This is a genomic window from Croceitalea dokdonensis DOKDO 023 (genome assembly GCF_001306415.1).
GTDB lineage: Bacteria > Bacteroidota > Bacteroidia > Flavobacteriales > Flavobacteriaceae > Croceitalea > Croceitalea dokdonensis.
Genome location: NZ_LDJX01000003.1, coordinates 284,796 through 303,692 on the forward strand (window position 1 = coordinate 284,796; position 18,897 = coordinate 303,692).

Sequence of the window (18,897 nt, forward strand, 5' to 3'; positions counted from 1 at the left end):
AGCGTTTTTATGTTTCCCCGTGGTTTTTTTGTTTGGTCTAGTGAGCAATGCCCAGCTGCAACCAATCCTTGGTGAAACAAAAATCGCTTTTATGGCGGATGTACATTTTTTGGATGTGCACGGTACTTTGGGCGATGTAGGGTATAAAGGCATACTAAATCCTAGGGACAGTACGTATTCTCTAATCCGCTCAATGGATGCCCAACTGCATTCCACCCGGTTGTTCAATGAAAATTATTTTTCTTTTAAAGCCGCTTTGGACGATGCCGTAAAGCGGGGTATTAAAATCATTGTTCTTCCCGGGGATTTTAGCGATGACGGCCAACCTATTAACATTCGAGGGTTAAAAACAGTTTTGAACAGATATTCCCGGGAATACGGCTTGTCATTCTTTCTCACAACAGGAAATCACGATCCAACAAGACCTTTTGGGGATAAAGGTGGCAAGGTTGATTTTTTAGGCGAAGGAGGTAAAGCGCAGCCTATTATGAGCCAACAAGGGATGTTTAATGCCAATAGGAAAAAAGAACATCCTGTAATCATAAGCAAGGAAGTTAGGGAAATGGGGTACGAAGAAATCGTCAACGAATTAGACCTACATGGGTTCTTTCCTAAAAGTGTTTACCGGTATTGGGAAACTCCATTTTCTGACTATACTTACGAGGAATATTCCCTGGAAAAGGCAACGGCAGCATCCCTTCTTAAAAATCGATGGTATCAACAAGGTTCAAATGCCACTCCGCTACCGGATGTCAGTTATCTGGTAGAACCTATTGAAGGGGTTTGGTTGTTGGCCTTGGATGCGAACGTCTATCTTCCCAAGACAAACCCTTCGGAATATCATGGAGCCGGAATTGGGTACAATCAAGTTTTAAAACATAAACAACACTTAGTTCATTGGACAAGGGAGGTTGCCAAAGAAGCCAAAAGACTGGATAAGACCTTAATTGCATTTAGCCATTACCCAATGGTGGATTTTAACGATGGGGCAACCGAAGAGATGAAACTGCTGTTTGGGGAGAACGGTTTACAGGTCCACCGCGTGCCTGATCAACAGGTTGCCGAGGTCTTTGCTGATGCCGGCTTAAAGATTCATTTTGGGGGTCATATGCACCTGAACGATATCGGGGTGCATACCTCTGTAAATGGAAATACACTGACCAATGTGCAGGTTCCATCATTGGCAGTTTATAAACCAGCCTATACATTCATCAAGCTAAAGAATAATGGAGTACTGAAATTAAAGACGGTGGTTTTGGATACGGTTCCAGATTTCGACTCTTTTTTTAAGCTTTATCAAGAAGAACACAAGTATCTAAAATCCCTTGGAGACCAACAATTGTGGAAAACAGAAATATTGGCTTCCAAAGACTACAAGACTTTTACCCAATGGCATTTAAAAGAATTGATCCGTTTACGCTTGCTAAAGGAATGGCCAGAAAAACTCAGAAAATTACTTTTAAATTTAAATGGTGCACAATTATATGTGCTTTTGCACTCTAGCATCCCATTATCCGATAGTGATTTTGATGATAATTTAAAAAGCCTGGCGAAAACCGCCGTTTGGAAAAAAGCCAGGGAAGCTGCGGAAAATAGGCTTCAAAAAAATGGTCTTCGCTTGCAGGATTTTCTGGCATGGGATGGAAACGATCTCATTTACGATTTTTATAGGATTCGTATGGCGGATAGCCTCGCATTTGAGGATATAAGTAACGAAAGAATACAACAGTATGCGAGCTTTTTTAAAGAAAAAGAAGTACTTCATAACAACCCTTATTTACGGGAGCTAGAACTCTTTTTTATCATATTTTCCAAATCAATGTAGGGTGCCAACCATCAAACGTTTCAATTGGAACCATAGAAAAGTGGTGTATCCAAACTAGAATTGGGCTTGGACGTTTCACTAAAAATGGGTGTACCCATTTAGACTCACTCAGCGATTTTTGATTGGACATTTCAGTTTCAAATTCTTTTGTATTCCTATAACTTGATACGTTTTACAGTCTTTTCCATCGTGTATTTAAAGTGCATTTAAACAGGCATCAGGCTCCATCTTAACCTCAATTGAGGTGTGTTAAGCCTGGTGGTTTAGATGCCAGGTTTTTGGATAAAAAAAGACTATCCTTATAAAAACCCAAAGGACATACTAATACTGTGTTGCGTTCTTCATTAGATAACATTGTTTAAACTTTAACAAAAAAGAATAAACAAAAATGGTACATTTGAATTTATCGAAAAATTATACGTACACTAAATTCTAAAACAAATAGATGGAAGGAAAACATATACTTAGCCAAGGCCTCGTGGAATCTGATACCATGATTACTGAACTGTCCATAGACGAGATTGGTGACGATCATATGTACACCGGACTTGAAACTCCGATCAAGGCAGACGCCTTTAAACTAAGTGATGCAGAAAAAAAAGAGAAGATAGCCGTGCTCTTTGGTGAAATCATGGAGGTGATGGGCTTGGACCTTACGGACGATTCTTTAAAGGGAACCCCTAAACGGGTGGCCAAAATGTATATAGATGAAATATATTCTGGCCTAAATCCGGCCAACAAGCCCAAGGTGGCCTTGTTTGATAACAAGTACCAGTACAACCAAATGCTAGTGGAGAAGGACATCACCTTTTACTCCAATTGTGAGCACCATTTTGTGCCTATTATTGGAAAGGCACATGTGGCCTATATTTCATCGGGCAAGGTCATTGGGCTGTCCAAGTTAAACCGTATGGTACAATACTTTGCCAAAAGGCCACAGGTACAAGAACGGTTGACCAACCAAATTGGGGTAGAGCTACAAAACATATTAGGAACCAAAAACGTTGCGGTTATCATTGATGCCAAACACCTCTGCGTTTCTTCACGGGGCATAAAGGATGATACCTCTGCCACGGTTACTTCGTTTTACGGAGGTCAATTTTTGGAACAGGACAAAATTCAAGAGTTGTACAATTACATTACTAATTAATTGATGTCGTGAAGTTTTTACAGAAAATCAGCAATAAAGCTTTTAAGCCCTCAGAAAAGGAAATGGAAACTGCGCCCTTTGGTATTTTTGATGTGAAAATACATACTTTGGCGGGTAAGCCATTTTCCTGGGATGTGGTCAAGGGAAGGTTTATCCTATTTGTCAATGTGGCCAGTGAGTGCGGTTTTACCAGTCAGTATAAAGATTTGGAAAACCTATTCCAAAAATATAGCGATAAGCTTATGGTTATAGGCGTTCCCTGTAACCAGTTTGGTGCCCAAGAACCTGGGACTGCCGAACAAATTGGTGCTTTTTGCGAAAAAAATTATGGGGTAAGCTTTACCCTGTTGGAGAAAATTGATGTCAAAGGTCTCAATCAGCACCAATTGTATGCCTGGTTGACCCAAAAGCGCTACAACAAAAAAATGAGCAGTTCCGTAAAGTGGAACTTTCAAAAATACTTGGTGTCTCCAGATGGGCAACTGGTAGATTTTTTCTATTCCACCACCTCGCCCTTAAGTAAAAAAATCACCAAACATCTGGCGTAAAAATGGGATAAAAAATTAAAAAGGCTACGGTTCCACGTAGCCTTTTTTTTTGTTACAAAATCCTCAACGTACTTTTGATCAAACTGTAATTCTGCCTTTAAGGCGCTTGTCTATTTTCCGTTTTTTTTCGGTAATGCGCTTCATGGCATCCATAAGTTTGGAATCCTTTGTTTTCTTGTAAATCTCGTTAATGGCAAGAACAAGTTCTTTACCTTTTCTTGAGGCCACAACACGATCGCTAGTGGACATATGGCTCATTTTCATCTTTTCAAACTGTTCTGCCTGCATCAATAAATCCATAAATATTTGTTTAAACATTATTTAAATATATTAAACATAATTGTATTTTTAGCAGTAAATGGGGGGAAGTTTATGGTTTTGTATTCCTTTTAACGCAAATGTTTAAGGCAAGGTACTCAAAGCTCAGGTTTTTGAAAGGAAACAATAAACAAAATTGTACTCTCCCAATGGCCTAGGTAAGCATAATACGTTTACCTGGGACCATAGTGTTTAAACCTTAGGATTGATTAATGGATAAAGAATATACGCAACGTCTTACTTTTAAAGGTCACCCTATCATTATAAGATACCGTCCTTTGGGGAGATGGCAAAAACCAAATTATGAAGGCCTACAGGTGCCCGTTGAGGTAAAAATGGCAGCCAATGAGGTGACGGATAGGCAAGTGTTGGAAACCATCTTTACGGCAATAGAGGATGATCTTCTTTTTATTATCCGTGAGTATCTTAGTACTGTAAAGACCACATATTTTGGTATTTTATTTAAGTATCAGTTTGTGAACAGAGCGATAAAGCTGTCGGAACAAGGTGGGATGGCCTATTATAGGGCAGAACTTAGATGGGAGTATAAGTATTAAGTGTATCTTCTTGTACAGGCCGTACTTTATTTGACCAAATGGTGATCGCTTGTGGGTGTCCTATGCCAAGTTCTGGTCTTTGGATATTTCTTGGAGTTCCTTTTAAAAACAACCTTTAGCGTACAGGCGGCCTTTGTTTTAAACCTACTGCACCAAGTGATGGTAGTACTGTAGTATACATGGGAGGTGAATTTTAACGTAAGTATAGCACCTTGTTGTTTTTTTGAAACCGGCCTAGGATGTAATTTTATGAAACTTTATTTCTAGGAAAATGCCCACTAAAGTCTTTTCAATTGCCACTATTTTTCTAGGTCTTTTTATATCATGTTCCCCTACAACAACAAAGCGGGTTCATAACCTGGAGCCGTTTATGTTTTCTGTATCACAAGAGGATGTTGAGGTTGAACCCATGGCTATTGGCGTCTTAGATGGCTTGCAGCTAAAAGGTGATTCACTTGATCAAGAAATACGTTTTTGGACTGCGGCTTACCCGTCCTACCGTTGGCATCAAATTATGATGGAGGCAAGCCAAAAACATAAGGGCCATAAAAATGGCGGCCGTATGGCCATACTACATCTGGCTATTTATGACGCCTTGGCATCTTGTGAAGGGAACGACCAGCGCAGTGCGGTGGCAGCGGCATCGCACCAAATTATCTCGTATTATTTCCCAGAACAACAAGGCTGGTTAGATAGCCTATTGGTACGGCACCAAATGGTACAATTCACGCTAAACGAGTACGAGCCCATTGAAATTCAAAGAGGTAAGGCTATTGGCAAGGCCATTGCCACAAAATATAAGAATTACGCCAAAACCAACAATACCGATAAAATTTGGGACGGCAAGGTTCCCAACGACCCCAGCTTATGGTCTGGCACCCCATACCCATACGGACCCACCAAAAAGGATTGGGAACCCTTAACATTGACTTCTGCCAAACAGTTTAGGCCTGGCCCGCCTCCAAAAGATTGGTCGGAGGATATGCAAGAGCTTCGAGAATTTTATAAGGCGAACAACAGCAGCGATATTGCCTGGAAATGGAAAAGCGAACCCATCTGGGACCAACTTTTGGAACGTAAGATTTTGGAATATGCTTTGGACGCTGGGGAGGCAGCTTATGTTAGTGCGGTTTTTCATGCCGCCCGCTATGATGCTACCATTGCCGCTTGGGATGGCAAATATCAGTATTGGGGCATTAGGCCCTTTCAATACGATACATCATTTCAACCCATACTTGAAACCCCTAATTTTCCGGGATATCCCGCCGGGCATACTACTGTCGCAGGGGCCTTGGCCAAGGTGCTTTCCCATTTTTTCCCGCATGATGCAAAACAATTTGAGGCCCTGGCCAAAGAATGTTCAGAATCACGGTTCCAAGGTGGTGTACATTTTAGGACAGATAACGAAGTAGGGCTTAAGGTAGGTAATCAAGTAGGGCAACATGTGATTCAGGTTTTTGAAGAACAAACAGGAAAGCACTAGGTTGTAGCTTTTAAAGGGTGGCGGAAAAGGAATAATCCCGCCGCATGGGTAACCCAAGTTGTTTCCTTTTGTGCATATAACCGCTGTTTTTATCAGTATTCTTAAATATCTTGTAGATTTAAATCACAAACATGAAGATTTCCTTTGTTTTAAACAATGAACCCACCACGGTGGACATAGCAGATGGGACCACCCCATTGTTATGGGTCATACGGGATACCCTTAATTTAAAGGGTACTAAATTTGGCTGTGGTAAAGCAGCATGTGGAGCCTGTACCTTACATATAGACGGGGTCGCCATAAGGTCTTGCTCGTATCCGGCCTCTTTTGTGGAGGGCAAAACCATTGTTACGATTGAGGGGCTAGGAACAGCTAAAAATCCGCACCCCGTGCAACAAGCATGGTTGGAGGAAATTGTGCCCCAATGTGGGTATTGCCAGCCTGGTTTTATGATGGCAACCGCAGCACTTTTGCACCAGAATCCAAAACCTACGGACGAAGATATTGACCAAAATATCACGAATGTTTGTCGTTGTGCAACGTATTACCGCATGAGAAAGGCCATACATAGGGCGGCGGAATTGACCCCAGAAAAAGAAGCAACGTCTGACACCCAAAACTCCTAAGCTATGGCCAAGAAGAACATATCAAGAAGAAAATTTTTGGTTCGTGGTGGCTTGGGTACGGCAGGTGTCCTTGCCGTGGGTACCTACCTGTTTAGAAATCCCCTTAGAAGAAAAATATTGGAGCAGGTAGACAGTGGTGAGGCAAGATATTTGGGCGGGGGCATGGAGCCCATGCTCTGGTTTGAAATAACAAAAGTGAATAAAGTAATATTGCATTCTCCAAAAGTAGAGATGGGGCAAGGTACATTTACCGGTTTGGCACAAATGGCTGCCGATGAGCTGGAGGTAGGGATGAACCAAATATCCGTGGTACACGCGGCATCAATGAGCGGTAATATGGATAAGTTTGCCACGGGTGGAAGCAATTCCATTTCCGGACTTTGGCAACCTTTACGGGAGTTGGCAGCGACCATGCGCGAGATGTTAAAATTGGAAGCGGGTAAAAAATCAGGATTTCCCGTGGATGAAATGACGGTGGCAAATGGTGAGGTGAATTTGGGTAGAACAACCATGACCTATGCTGAGATTGCTGAAAACGTGACAGATTGGGAAGTTCCAGATGCTCCCGGTTTAAAATCTTTGGATGCTTATAAATTCGTTGGTAAACCTATACCTCGGGTAGATTTGAATGCCAAGGTTTTTGGCGAACCTATTTTTGGCCTGGATGCCCAAATGCCAGATATGCTTTACGGTGCGGTGGTACGCCCAACAAAAATTGGTGCTAAGTATGTAAGTGCAAATACCAGTAAGGCCGATGCAATGCCCGGTGTTGTCAAGGTAATTCTAGAGGATGATTTTGTAGGGGTCATTGCAGATTCCTTTACCGCTGCGGAACGCGCAAAGGAAGCGATTGAGGTCACTTGGGAAGTTTCCCAAAGTTGGCAGACCAGCGATATCCGTGAGATGACCAAAGTAGGAAAGGGAGATGCTTTTGTGCTCCAAAAAGAAGGGGAAGACCTAAGTACGGAAGACGGCCTAATTCAAATGGAATTTACCAGTCCCCTTGGTGCGCACGCCCAATTGGAACCTAACGGGGTTGTAGCCGCTGTAGATGGGGATTCCGTTACGCTTAAATTATCTACCCAAGTGGTTGCCTTAACCCGTAAAGAGGTGGCGAAGCGATTAAATATCGATGAAGAAAATGTAAATGTCATTCCCACTTTTTTGGGCGGTGGTTTTGGTAGACGGTTACATACGCCACATGCGGTTCAGGCCGCTGTGATGTCAAAAGCGGTGGGGAAGCCCGTGAAGTATTTTTTCTCTCGCAAAGAAGAATTTCAGCACGATTTGTTTCGTCCGCCAACACATCACCAACTCAAGGCAAAATTAACGGATGATGGCCATATCGCTTACTTGCAACACGACTTTTCTAGTGGTGATGTTGCGATAGATGCCGCCATGGTGCCAGGTTTTTTACATACTGTTTTAGGCACTGATGTGGGTGCCATTAGGGGTGGATTCTGTCATTATGGAGCCATTCCCAACCTTAGAACGGTCTCATGGCACGTAGAACTTCCTTTTGCGACAAGTTGGTGGCGTAGTTTAGGTTTATTGGCAAATACGTTTGCTTGGGAAAGCTTTATGGATGAACTCGCGGTAAGGGCAGGTAAAAATCCTGTAGCGTTTCGCTTGGCGCATATCCAAGATGATGAAAAAGGCAAGCGTTTAAAGGCGGTCATTCAGGCAGCTGCGGACAAAGCGGGTTATCAAGACCAGGCGGTTAATGGGCGCGCCATGGGTTTTGCAGCCTCAACCGATGCAGGAACACCCTGTGCCCAAGTGGCCCAAGTATCCATAGAAAGCAATGAGATTATCGTGCACAAGGTAACCTGTGCCATGGACCCCGGAATTGCCGTGAACCCCGATCAGGTTCGCGCCCAATGCGAGGGCGCCATTACTATGGGCATGAGCGCAACATTATACGAAAAAATGGATGTGGTAGACGGAGAACTAACCCCTACCATTTATGGTCCATACCGTATGGCGTTGATGAAACATGCCCCTAAGGAAATTGATGTGGTGCTTTTGCAGGGGATGGATAAACCCGGAGCCGTGGGTGAACCCCCATTAGGGCCCATTGGAGCGGCCATTGCCAATGCAGTCTTTCGTTTAACAGGAAACCGACTTACTGATCTTCCTTTGACCTTGGTGTAGAAATTTTAGCGTTGTTTTATGGAGTTAGCATTAAAAAATAGCTTTGGGGACTTGTTGGAACCTCAACTTTTAACCGAGATTGCAGAGGTAGGTAGCTTGGTGTCTGTAAATCAAGGAAGCAAGATTATAGAAATTGGCCAATATATAAAGGGAATGCCCCTATTGCTTTCGGGCGCCATTAAAATTTTACGGGAAGATGATGAGGGTGATGAATTGTTGCTTTACTATTTGGAACGTGGCGACACCTGCAGCATGACCATGGCCTGCTGTCTAGGCGATATGAAAAGTGAGATACGTGCCGTAGCAGAAACCGATGTGACCTTGGTCATGATACCCATTCGTAAAATGGAGGAATGGACCGGTAAATACCGATCTTGGCGGAATTTTGTCTTTGACAGTTACCACAACCGCCTAAATGAATTGTTGGCAACCGTGGACAGCATCGCCTTTAAAAATATGGATGATCGTTTGGTAGCGTATTTAAAAGAAAAGGCCAGAATTGCGGCATCCAATACCATTGTAAACACCCATAAAGACATCGCCTACGACTTGCATAGTTCTAGGGTAGTGATTTCAAGATTGCTCAAAAAACTTGAACGTTTGGGTAAAATAAGATTGCAGCGCAACCAAATTGAGATTGTTGATTTGTAAGCCTTGTAACCTAAGATACACAGCATCCCGTAAAAGCTAATTACCTTTGTGGGGATGTTAAAGCGTTTTTTTCCTATTCTAGACTGGCTGCCCAAGTACCAAAAAAGGGACTTGGCCGGAGATTTCTCGGCTGGGATTACCGTTGGCATCATGCTCATACCCCAGGGAATGGCTTATGCCTTGATTGCAGGCCTTCCTCCAATTTATGGGCTGTATGCAGCGCTTGTTCCCAATTTGGTCTATGTTTTTACCGGTTCCAGCAGAAAATTGGCGGTTGGTCCCGTTGCCTTGGATTCTTTGATCGTTGCTTCCAGTTTGGCGGCCATGAAGTTGGGAAGTCTGCAAGCCTATATTGGGATGGCCATTTTATTGGCACTTTTTGTTGGGCTTATACAAATGGTCATGGGTTTTATGAAATTGGGGTTTCTATCTAATTTTTTATCCAGGCCTGTGGTGAGCGGGTTTACCGTTGCAGCGGCTTTTGTGATCGGCATCAGTCAATTAAAACATTTTTTTGGATTGGATATTGGTACCACCAATTCCCTAAAAACGCTCAGGGCCATTTTTAATCAATTGGGGGAGACCAATTTTTATGATTTAAGTATTGGTGTCGCCGCAATTTTGGTAATCCTGGGGCTTAAGAAGTTGCATCGTAAACTGCCCGCGGCCATGGTGGTGGTGGTATTGGGAATTATCGGGATTTATTTTTTTATGGTCAATGATACGGATGTACATATCGTAGGCCCTGTACCAAAAGGATTGCCCGGGTTTTTACTGCCAGAGTTAAACAGTGGCCTGTTGATTAAGGCATTTCCCACGGCCATGGCTTTGGCCTTTATCGCTTTTGCGGAAGCCATGACCATTGCCAAATCCATTGAGGAGAAAAGCCAGCAATACCATACCGATCCCAACCAAGAACTACGGGCCTTGGGAGCTTCCAATATCATTGGTTCACTTTTTCAATCGTTTCCAGTGAATGCGGGTTTGTCAAGAACTGCAGTAAATGTGAACGAAGGGGCAAAGACGGGCCTGGCCTCTTTTATTAGCGTAATTGTGGTAGGGCTAACGTTGTTGTTTTTAACGCCTTTTTTTTACTACCTGCCCAAGTCTGTTTTAGGGGCCATTATTCTGGTGGCCGTGTACGGGTTGATCGATGTAAACTATCCCAGGCAACTTTGGAAGCAACAACGGGATGAATTTTACCTATTCTTGGTCACTTTTTTGACCACGCTCTTTGTTGGTATCTCCCAGGGCATCATCTTTGGGGTGTTATTTTCATTGCTGTTGTTAGTCTATCGTATTTCAAGACCTCATATTGCGCTATTGGGCAAAATCCGTGGGTTGGATTATTTTAAAAATATTGATAGGTTTCCAGATGATATTGAGCAGCATGATGAGATTTTATTGTTGCGGTTTGATGCCCAACTGTTTTTTGCCAACGTACGTTATTTTGAAAATGCCGTGTCCAAAGAAGTAGCCAAAAAGGGCAAGGCTGTAAAATACGTCATCCTAAATGCGGAACCGGTGAACTATATTGACAATTCTGCATTAAATGAGCTTCAGAAGATTGTTAGGAACTTAAGGGAAAAAGGGATTGTATTTAAAATAGCCGGAGCCATAGGCCCTATTCGGGATATTTTACAAAAAAGTGACCTTTTGGAAGTGATAGGCAAAGAAAACGTCTATGTAAGGACGGCGGAGGCTTACGAGGATTGCCTTAAAAAAATGGAAAGAACCGCCCTACAAGAAAAAGTGTCTTGGCAACACAGGTAGTGTAACCTAAGTTGCAGGATAGTATGGGGACAAATGATACCTTTGCTTAAAAATTTAGCAAATGCATATAGAACAGATATATACTGGATGCCTGGCCCAAGGGGCATACTACATAGAAAGTGATGGGGAAGTGGCTATTATTGACCCTTTGCGTGAGGTAAAACCTTACTTAGAAAGGGCAAAACGGGATAATGCCCAAATCAAATATATTTTTGAGACCCATTTTCATGCGGATTTTGTGAGCGGTCACGTGACCTTGGCCAAGGAAACCGGGGCCACTATTGTATATGGACCCAATGCCAATCCGGCCTATGAGGTGCTGGTGGCAAAAGATGGGCAGGAATTTCAATTGGGAAAACTTACATTTAAAGTTTTGCACACCCCTGGCCATACCATGGAAAGCACCACGTATTTATTACGTGACCAAAACGGAAGGGACCATGCCATTTTTAGTGGCGACACCTTGTTTTTGGGCGATGTTGGAAGACCGGACTTAGCGCAAAAAGCAGCCACTATGACCCAAGAAGAACTGGCCGGCCTGCTATATGATAGTTTACGAAACAAGATTATGCCCTTGGCCGATGATGTGATTGTGTACCCTGCCCACGGAGCAGGTTCTGCCTGTGGAAAGAATATGATGAAAGAGACCGTTGATACCTTGGGCAACCAGAAGAAGATGAATTATGCACTCAGGAACAATATGACCAAAGAAGAATTTGTGGCAGAGGTCACTGACGGTCTTTTGCCCCCACCGCAATATTTTCCGTTGAACGTTAAGATGAACAAAGAAGGGTATGATGACATCCATGAGGTCATAGAACGCGGCGATACCGCACTTAAACCAGATGCCTTTGAAACCGCGGCAAATGAAACCGGTGCGGTGATTTTAGATGTACGGCATCAGGATAATTTTGCTAAGGGCCATATTCCTCGTTCCATTTTTATAGGGTTAAAAGGAGGTTTTGCTCCTTGGGTAGGTGCCTTAATAGCAGATGTGAAACAGCCCATTTTGCTGGTGGCAGATAAAGGAAAAGAAGAAGAGGCAATTACCCGGTTGTCACGCGTAGGTTTTGATGGTACCCTAGGCTACTTGGAAGGCGGAATTGAGGCATGGAAAGATGCAGGAAAGGAAATTGATACCGTAAGCAGCATTACCGCAGAAAGATTTAAGGAGGCATTGACCAAGGATGTACCGGTTTTTGATGTAAGAAAAGAAACGGAGTTCAGTGCTGAGCATTTGGAAAACGCAAGGTTGACCCCCTTGGATTTTATTAACGACCATTTAGCGGAATTTCCCAATAAGGAAACCTTTTATGTGCATTGTGCAGGCGGTTACCGAAGCATGATCGCCGCTTCAATCCTTAAAAGCCGTGGCATCCATAACGTTGTGGACGTAGCTGGCGGTTTTGCGGCCATTAAAAAAGCGGGAATACCAGTGACCAATTTTGTTTGTCCCACAACCTTAAAATGATGGCATTATGAAGACCGTAGCCATGCAATTGCTTTTATTGTGCTGTAGTGTGCTAGCACTTGCCTGCCAAGATAACCCTAAAAAACAGGTACAGGGTATGGACGGTATCAGCATTATCGATAAAGAAGACGTAAAAACGCATGTTATAGGCAAAGAGGTACAATTGGTAGACGTACGCACAGCCGAGGAATTTGCGGCTGGCCATATTGGCCATGCGGTGAACTATAATATTATTGATAGCCAGACCTTTTTAAAACAAATTGAACGTTTGGACAAAAACAAACCCGTGTACCTGTATTGTAAAATGGGCGGACGCAGCAATAGGGCGGCCCTTTTGCTCAAAGAAAATGGGTTTACAGAGATTTATGACTATTCTGGCGGATATAACAATTGGGTTATAGAAAACTAATTTGGGCGTATGGCAAATTTTTTAGATATCATTTCAGGGGATAAACCGGTATTGGTTGATTTTTACGCGACTTGGTGCGGACCCTGCCAAACCATGATGCCCATCCTTGATAAGGTAAAGCAAGAATTGGGTGAGCGGGCTAAAATTATAAAGATTGATGTGGATAAAAACCAAGCGCTGGCGGCAAAATATCAGGTTCGAGGGGTACCCACCTTAATGCTGTTTAAAGAAGGGAAACAGCTCTGGCGGCAATCTGGCGTGGTGCAGGCCGATGCATTGGTCTCCCTACTGCAGTCTAGTTGATTTTCATCACGATGCATTTTTGTTGTTGAGGTGTTACCATCTTAACAGATTATTTTTTTGATAAATGCAAGAAAGATTAATGGACCAACCCTAATTTTGATGCCTACCTAACGGGAACCATGGCGACGAAAGATTATGATGGGGCGGATAAATTATCCATTTGGTGGTATAACCGGAACATTAGGATTTTTTCGAAGATGCTAGGACGCACCCAAAGTACAGAAGATAGGATATTGGTCATATTTGGCAACGGCCACGCTGCCATACTTAGGCAACTCTTTGAAGCTTCCCCCTCAATACCAATTTGTAGAATTTGATCGTTTGGAAGATTAGCCTTTTCGCTTTCCAAAGCCATGTAAGGACTGTCCCCAAAATCCTTTTGGCATTTTTGTGTCTCCATCATAGCCTAAGGTAATGGTGCCGCTATCTTCGGGCAGGTGGTTGGTCTTAAAAAGATAATCCCATAGACTTAAGCTTATACCAAAATTGACGCCAAATGATCCTTTTGGCAGTTCATAAGCATGATGGTACAAATGCATTACCGGGTTATTTAGGATATACTTTAAGGGGCCATAGGTGAGTTTAATGTTGGCATGGTTTAAATGCCCAATGGTAATGGCGGCAAAATGGACCATATACGCCTGCTCTGGTTCAAACCCACCTAAAAGCATCACTCCAAGGGTCTTAAGGGGTTTGTACAGTATATTTTCCATCCAATGGTACCGTAGATGTGCCGCAAACCCCATTTCTTTGACACTGTGGTGCACTTGGTGAAACCGCCACAATAACGGAAATTTATGCAGGGCAATGTGGGTGAGCCACTGCACAAAGTCCAAGAGTACAAAGAACAGTAACAGTTGTGCCCAAATAGGCCAATGATTTAAATGTAGAACGGCAAAGCTTTGCGCCGTGATTCCCAATTCCCTAAAACCAACTCCCAATAGGTTATAAATACCTTGGATAACAATGGCAAAGACAAAGAAGTTAAAGAACATATAAAAGGCATCCAGCCAAAAATCCGTTCTAAAGACAGACTGGTCTTTACGCCATGGGAATAAAAATTCCAATAGCCAGACTATCAATGAAATAGATATGAGCCCCCAAAAGTAATTGGTATACCAAGGCACCTGAAACAGGATGGACCTCCACGTATAATTTAAGGTGCCGTTAAAGCCATTAATAAAAGCGTCCCAATAGATTTCCATCATCAATCCAGTTCATACCATTCAACACCCTTAATAGGCTGTCGCCGACCTTTTTTGGTAGGGCCGTAATTTTTTGCCAGGTAGGCAATGATCCTTTCTTCATTTTTACCCAAATCCCATAAGTTTTGGGTTTCTTGCATCCATTCTATGGTAGCTTTCCACCCGGCTTCACTTAACCGGTTTTGGGTCACTAGCGTTGACGAGTGGCATTGGGTACAGTGTTGTATCACTTGTGAAACGCCAGTATCGTTTACAAAGCCAGAGCTCGCTATGGTCTTTTCGTCCAATTCAATAATCGTGGTCGCTAAAGGGGTAATCTCTTTTTCAATTTTGTTGGAATTGGTCACCGCTACAAAAAGAACGGTGAGAAACACGGCTGCCAGAAGCAATGAAAGGAAGGTGATAAGGTTTCGTTTTTGCATCGTTTCACTAAATTAGACCACCTTTACCGCAATGCGGTGACAGGCATTGTTTAAATAACCTTTGGGGTTCCAACCCGGTAATACCATGGGTTGACTTTTCCCATGTTCATCCGTGGCTCTGGCCCAAACCTCATAATAGCCTTTTTTTGGAAAAGCAATGGTTGCCGCAAAGTGTTGCCATGCAAGTCGGTTAGCGGGTTTTTCCAACTTACACACCTGCCAAGTACTGCCAAAGTCTATGGAACATTCCATTTTTTCAACTTGTAATTCTCCTGCCCATGCGTGGCCGTTTATCTGCAAAATGTTCTTTTTTAATAGAGCACCGGTTTTAGGATAGGTGATCAAAGATTTCACCGGCATGGACTCAATAATGCACATATCGTTGTCCTTGACCTTACTTCCCGGGGCAACGGCCTCACAAGGTATCCTATAGGAGCTGCCGCCCATTTTGGCCCCATCATGCACTTTATTGCGTACACTTATGCGCTGTAGCCATTTGCCGGATACCGAGGCCGGCCACCCTCCGCAGACCAACCGTAAGGGATGGCCATGGACCAAAGGGATTGGCCCTCCATTCATTTCATAGGCAATCAGGGTTTCGTCCTCTAGTGCCTTTGCTATGGGTACTCCACGGGAAATGGGTTCTTTATTTGGGTCACCGCTTAAATGCGTATCCGCGGAATGATAACCAATATATACAGCATCCGATTGTATTCCCACATCCCTCAAAACATCTTTTAAACGAACGCCGGTCCATTTGGCACAGGATACGGCACCAATGGTCCATTGGTTTCCCTTGGCAGGTGGATTAAACTCACTGCGCCCATTGCCACCACATTCTAGCGTAAGTTGATAGGAGTAGGATGTAAAGTTGGTTTGTAATTCTTTTAAGGAATAGCTTTTCTGTTGTTGTACAGATTCGCCATCAATGGTAAGTTTCCAATTGGAAATATCGATGTTTTTTGGAATCTTTCCGTTGTTTCTAATGAACATGAAGCGGTTTGGCGTCACCCTATCATTAAGTAAATGTGCCTTGGCTTCCATGTTCCAGGGTTTCTCGTTGAGCACCACCATATCCTTGTCTTTCTGGAATAAGGAAAAAGGGTCTGGGTCGTTTAGGCCCAAAGGCAAATATCCTTTTGGCATTTGGCCGGCAAAAACGAGCTCGGCACCTAAAGCTGCCGAGATGGAGGCCAAACTAAGGGTCGAGGCAAATTTTCTTCTATTCATGATATAGGGTTGGAATTTAAAAATACTATAAAAATCGCGATGTATGTGTAACCCAGGTTACCAATAATGAAACAGTGATGGCGTAGTTTTGGTCATGAAATTAAAAAAGTGGCACAAATTGGTATTGGTCTGTTGCACCTGTATTGCATTAGTGTCCCTAACTACGGTTTTAATAGAAAGATTATGAAAAAAAACATGGGCGGTACAGACCGCATGGTACGTTTTATTTTGGCGCTGATAGTGCTTGCGTTGTTTTATTTTAATGTAGTGCAGGGTACTTTGGCGTATGTGCTATTGGCATTATCGGGCATCTTTGTCCTAACCAGTTTAGTAAGTTTTTGCCCCTTATATACCCTTTTTGGGCCAAATACCTGTAAACTGAAAAACTGAGGAATATCATTTTTTCTGGGTTTGGGCCTTCTTACTTTTAATGGCACTTTAAATTAGTTATGATGCTTACAAGGTTTCTACCCTTAGTGGCTTGGGGAAATGGTATTTTTATGATTGGTGTGTTCGCCATCGTGGTGGTGGTGCTCATCATTGCGGTACTCAGTTTGATGAACAGCGGCAAAAAATCTTGAAAATTCGCTATTCTCAAGGCATGGTCTTTCCCTGACCTAGGTCTAGGGAAGTAGCATATCTTTGTTTTTTATTAGCTTAACTTATGATGGAATATATCTTACAACCATGGCCGTGGTACGTTTCTGGGCCATTGATAGCCTTAACCATGGCAATTTTGGTTTTATTGGGCAAACGTTTTGGCATGTCTTCTAACTTACGAACCATTTGCAGCATTGCCGGTGCGGGAAAATCAGCAGCGTTTTTTAGGTTCGATTGGAGAGCCCAACGCTGGAACCTAATCGTTGCGTTTGGCGCTGCGATTGGCGGATATTTGGCACATACGTATATGACTGCGGACACTGCCGTTGCCATCAGTGCTGATACGGTTACGAAACTTAATGCCTTGGGTTTTAAAAGTGCAGGGCAAGCCTATATGCCCACGGAGTTTTTTGCAAATACGGCATTCTCCAGTCCAAAGACCCTTTTAATATTACTTTTTGGGGGTTTTCTAGTGGGCTTTGGTGCACGTTATGCCGGTGGCTGTACTTCTGGGCACGCTATTTCAGGCCTAAGCAACCTGCAAATACCTTCTTTGATCGCCGTTATCGGTTTTTTTGCAGGAGGACTTATGATGGTGCATTTCATCTTTCCTTTAATTTTTTAGCATTATGAAGCATATCATTTACTTGTTGGTTGGGGTATTTTTTGGGATAGTCATGTTAAAATCAGAGGCTGCCTCATGGTTTCGTATTTATGAGATGTTTCAGTTTAACGCGTTTCACATGTATGGTATCATCGGGTCAGCTTTGGGTTTGGGGATAATTTTTACGCAGTGGGTAAAACGAAAAAAGCCAAAGTCTGTATTTGGTGAAAACATCATCATTGCAGACAAGGAAAGGTCATTTGTCCGCTATGCGGCCGGCGGAACCTTGTTTGGGCTGGGTTGGGCACTGGCAGGTGCATGTCCTGGCCCTATGTATACCTTGATTGGCGCGGGTTTTTTGCCCATTCTAGTGGTTATTTTTGGAGCCCTACTGGGAACTTTTGTGTATGGCCTTTTGAAAAAGCAACTTCCACATTAATCAATTGTTATACACCAATTACCGAAAAGTAGTGTCGATTGAGCGATACAAAGATACTTTTGACCGAAAGTCGATAATTCATGGTAGTTTTTGCTGTACGTATTTTCTTTGTATTCGTTAAAGAAAACTAAGTCTGTTATGATGGCCAAAACAACGTGGATTATTGATGACGATATTGTTTCCCAATTTGCGACCAGGTATTGTTTAGAACAATCAGGGAACGCATTGTCCATTGAAACATTTTCCAACGCCGAAGAGGCCATAGCGCAATTAGAAGTCCTGTTAACGGTAGAACAGCCTTTACCGGAACTGATTTTTTTGGATTTGATTATGGATGAGATGGATGGTTGGGAATTTATTGAACACTTAAGAAAATTGTTGAACGGTAACCGCTTACCTAAGATTTACATTCTATCGGCCTTTGTGAAGTCCAAGGATAGAAAAATTGCCAAAACCCATTCCGCCGTATCGGGCTATTTTGACAAACCCTTGTCTCGGGTAAGTTTATCAAAAGTGTTTGCCAGTAGTTCCATCAATTGATTCCCATATTTCTGATTTCACTATTTTTTGCATCTTACATAAAAAGTATATTTTTGCATTCCATTTGATATGGATAGAATGCCCAAATGTTGGCCCGTATTTTAGAGCCATCAATAGCATGGGTTTTTTCTGACATAGTGATATTGGCCCCGTAGTTCAATGGATAGCATAGCCCCGAAGCGTCGGGGTCCTAAACTTTTGGGCAGTTTTTTTTTGACATAGTGGTATTGGCCCCGTAGTTCAATGGATAGCATAGCCCCGAAGCGTCGGGGTCCTAAACTTTTGGGCAGTTTTTTTGACATAGTGATATTGGCCCCGTAGTTCAATGGATAGCATAGCCCCGAAGCGTCGGGGTCCTAAACTTTTGGGCAGTTTTTTTTTGACATAGTGATATTGGCCCCGTAGTTCAATGGATAGCATAGCCCCGAAGCGTCGGGGTCCTAAACTTTTGGGCAGTTTTTTTTGACATAGTGATATTGGCCCCGTAGTTCAATGGATAGAATAGAAGTTTCCTAAACTTTAGATGCAAGTTCGATTCTTGCCGGGGCTACAATTAAGTTTTCCGCAATGCCACTAATATCCCGTTACT

General features: G+C 42.9%; 22 protein-coding genes and 1 tRNA gene. 19 read left to right on the plus strand and 4 right to left on the minus strand.

The genetic code is table 11. The features are described 5' to 3' along the window. Window positions 1-91: 91 nt before the first annotated feature. From I595_RS08345 to I595_RS08355, 3 genes are all read left to right on the plus strand, one after another. Window positions 92-1,825 (plus strand): metallophosphoesterase, encoded by a 1,734-nt coding sequence (locus I595_RS08345; protein WP_172675929.1) that lies wholly within the window; start codon window positions 92-94, stop codon window positions 1,823-1,825. Between the two features lie 493 nt (window positions 1,826-2,318). Next, a complete protein-coding gene (gene folE, locus I595_RS08350; protein ID WP_417926338.1) occupies window positions 2,319-2,975 on the plus strand; it encodes a GTP cyclohydrolase I FolE in 657 nt (218 codons plus the stop codon). Window positions 2,976-3,037: 62 nt separating this feature from the next. Next, on the plus strand, window positions 3,038-3,523 hold the full coding sequence (locus I595_RS08355; RefSeq protein ID WP_054558967.1) for a glutathione peroxidase: 486 nt from the start codon (window positions 3,038-3,040) through the stop codon (window positions 3,521-3,523). Between the two features lie 78 nt (window positions 3,524-3,601). Here the strand turns inward: I595_RS08355 and I595_RS08360 are convergent, their stop codons facing one another. Beyond that, window positions 3,602-3,823 carry a hypothetical protein gene (locus I595_RS08360; protein WP_054559116.1) on the minus strand — a complete coding sequence of 74 codons (222 nt, stop codon included), beginning with the start codon at window positions 3,821-3,823 and terminating at the stop codon, window positions 3,602-3,604. Window positions 3,824-4,053: 230 nt separating this feature from the next. On the opposite strand from I595_RS08360, the gene I595_RS08365 reads away from it, so the two are divergent. The 10 genes from I595_RS08365 (at window position 4,054) to I595_RS17640 (ending at window position 13,585) form a co-directional block, all read left to right on the plus strand. Beyond that, window positions 4,054-4,398: a hypothetical protein gene (locus I595_RS08365; protein ID WP_054558968.1), complete on the plus strand. Its 345-nt coding sequence runs from the start codon at window positions 4,054-4,056 to the stop codon at window positions 4,396-4,398. 370 nt (window positions 4,399-4,768) lie between these two features. Then, window positions 4,769-5,881, plus strand: coding sequence for a vanadium-dependent haloperoxidase (locus I595_RS08370; protein ID WP_172675930.1), 1,113 nt, complete (start codon window positions 4,769-4,771; stop codon window positions 5,879-5,881). Window positions 5,882-6,012: 131 nt separating this feature from the next. Beyond that, complete coding sequence (locus I595_RS08375; RefSeq protein WP_054558970.1) at window positions 6,013-6,507, plus strand: (2Fe-2S)-binding protein; 495 nt, start codon at window positions 6,013-6,015, stop codon at window positions 6,505-6,507. 3 nt (window positions 6,508-6,510) lie between these two features. After that, the gene (locus tag I595_RS08380) at window positions 6,511-8,661 is read left to right on the plus strand and encodes a xanthine dehydrogenase family protein molybdopterin-binding subunit (protein WP_054558971.1); all 2,151 of its coding nucleotides are present in this window, start codon (window positions 6,511-6,513) and stop codon (window positions 8,659-8,661) included. 18 nt (window positions 8,662-8,679) lie between these two features. Then, on the plus strand, window positions 8,680-9,312 hold the full coding sequence (locus tag I595_RS08385; RefSeq protein ID WP_054558972.1) for a Crp/Fnr family transcriptional regulator: 633 nt from the start codon (window positions 8,680-8,682) through the stop codon (window positions 9,310-9,312). A gap of 54 nt (window positions 9,313-9,366) precedes the next feature. Continuing rightward, the gene (locus I595_RS08390; RefSeq protein WP_054558973.1) at window positions 9,367-11,085 is read left to right on the plus strand and encodes a SulP family inorganic anion transporter; all 1,719 of its coding nucleotides are present in this window, start codon (window positions 9,367-9,369) and stop codon (window positions 11,083-11,085) included. Between the two features lie 61 nt (window positions 11,086-11,146). After that, on the plus strand, window positions 11,147-12,556 hold the full coding sequence (locus I595_RS08395; protein WP_054558974.1) for an MBL fold metallo-hydrolase: 1,410 nt from the start codon (window positions 11,147-11,149) through the stop codon (window positions 12,554-12,556). Window positions 12,557-12,563: 7 nt separating this feature from the next. Then, window positions 12,564-12,965 (plus strand): rhodanese-like domain-containing protein, encoded by a 402-nt coding sequence (locus tag I595_RS08400; RefSeq protein WP_054558975.1) that lies wholly within the window; start codon window positions 12,564-12,566, stop codon window positions 12,963-12,965. 9 nt (window positions 12,966-12,974) lie between these two features. Continuing rightward, window positions 12,975-13,268: a thioredoxin gene (gene trxA, locus I595_RS08405; RefSeq protein ID WP_054558976.1), complete on the plus strand. Its 294-nt coding sequence runs from the start codon at window positions 12,975-12,977 to the stop codon at window positions 13,266-13,268. A 119-nt stretch (window positions 13,269-13,387) separates the two neighbouring features. Next, window positions 13,388-13,585 (plus strand): DUF5694 domain-containing protein, encoded by a 198-nt coding sequence (locus tag I595_RS17640; RefSeq protein WP_054558977.1) that lies wholly within the window; start codon window positions 13,388-13,390, stop codon window positions 13,583-13,585. Between the two features lie 12 nt (window positions 13,586-13,597). Here the strand turns inward: I595_RS17640 and I595_RS08415 are convergent, their stop codons facing one another. Genes I595_RS08415 through I595_RS08425 form a run of 3 tightly spaced genes read right to left on the minus strand, consistent with a single transcriptional unit; the run spans window position 13,598 to window position 16,125 of the window. Then, window positions 13,598-14,473, minus strand: a complete 876-nt coding sequence (locus I595_RS08415; protein WP_054559117.1) for a sterol desaturase family protein — start codon at window positions 14,471-14,473, stop codon at window positions 13,598-13,600. Between the two features lie 2 nt (window positions 14,474-14,475). Next, a complete protein-coding gene (locus I595_RS08420) occupies window positions 14,476-14,895 on the minus strand; it encodes a hypothetical protein (RefSeq protein ID WP_054558978.1) in 420 nt (139 codons plus the stop codon). Window positions 14,896-14,907: 12 nt separating this feature from the next. Further along, window positions 14,908-16,125 carry a sulfite oxidase gene (locus tag I595_RS08425; RefSeq protein ID WP_054558979.1) on the minus strand — a complete coding sequence of 406 codons (1,218 nt, stop codon included), beginning with the start codon at window positions 16,123-16,125 and terminating at the stop codon, window positions 14,908-14,910. A 183-nt stretch (window positions 16,126-16,308) separates the two neighbouring features. Here I595_RS08425 and I595_RS08430 point away from each other — a divergent pair, with 183 nt between their 5' ends. The 6 genes from I595_RS08430 to I595_RS08450 all read left to right on the plus strand — a co-directional run bounded on the left by I595_RS08430 (window position 16,309) and on the right by I595_RS08450 (window position 18,858). Beyond that, window positions 16,309-16,515, plus strand: a complete 207-nt coding sequence (locus I595_RS08430; RefSeq protein ID WP_054559118.1) for a YgaP family membrane protein — start codon at window positions 16,309-16,311, stop codon at window positions 16,513-16,515. Window positions 16,516-16,577: 62 nt separating this feature from the next. Then, window positions 16,578-16,706, plus strand: coding sequence for a hypothetical protein (locus I595_RS17735; protein ID WP_262485532.1), 129 nt, complete (start codon window positions 16,578-16,580; stop codon window positions 16,704-16,706). 86 nt (window positions 16,707-16,792) lie between these two features. Further along, window positions 16,793-17,350 carry a YeeE/YedE family protein gene (locus tag I595_RS08435; RefSeq protein ID WP_054559119.1) on the plus strand — a complete coding sequence of 186 codons (558 nt, stop codon included), beginning with the start codon at window positions 16,793-16,795 and terminating at the stop codon, window positions 17,348-17,350. A 4-nt stretch (window positions 17,351-17,354) separates the two neighbouring features. Then, window positions 17,355-17,768: a DUF6691 family protein gene (locus I595_RS08440; RefSeq protein ID WP_054558980.1), complete on the plus strand. Its 414-nt coding sequence runs from the start codon at window positions 17,355-17,357 to the stop codon at window positions 17,766-17,768. A 141-nt stretch (window positions 17,769-17,909) separates the two neighbouring features. Continuing rightward, window positions 17,910-18,308, plus strand: a complete 399-nt coding sequence (locus I595_RS08445; protein WP_054559120.1) for a response regulator — start codon at window positions 17,910-17,912, stop codon at window positions 18,306-18,308. Between the two features lie 478 nt (window positions 18,309-18,786). Continuing rightward, window positions 18,787-18,858: transfer RNA gene (locus I595_RS08450), tRNA-Arg, on the plus strand. The last annotated feature ends 39 nt before the right edge of the window (window positions 18,859-18,897 follow it).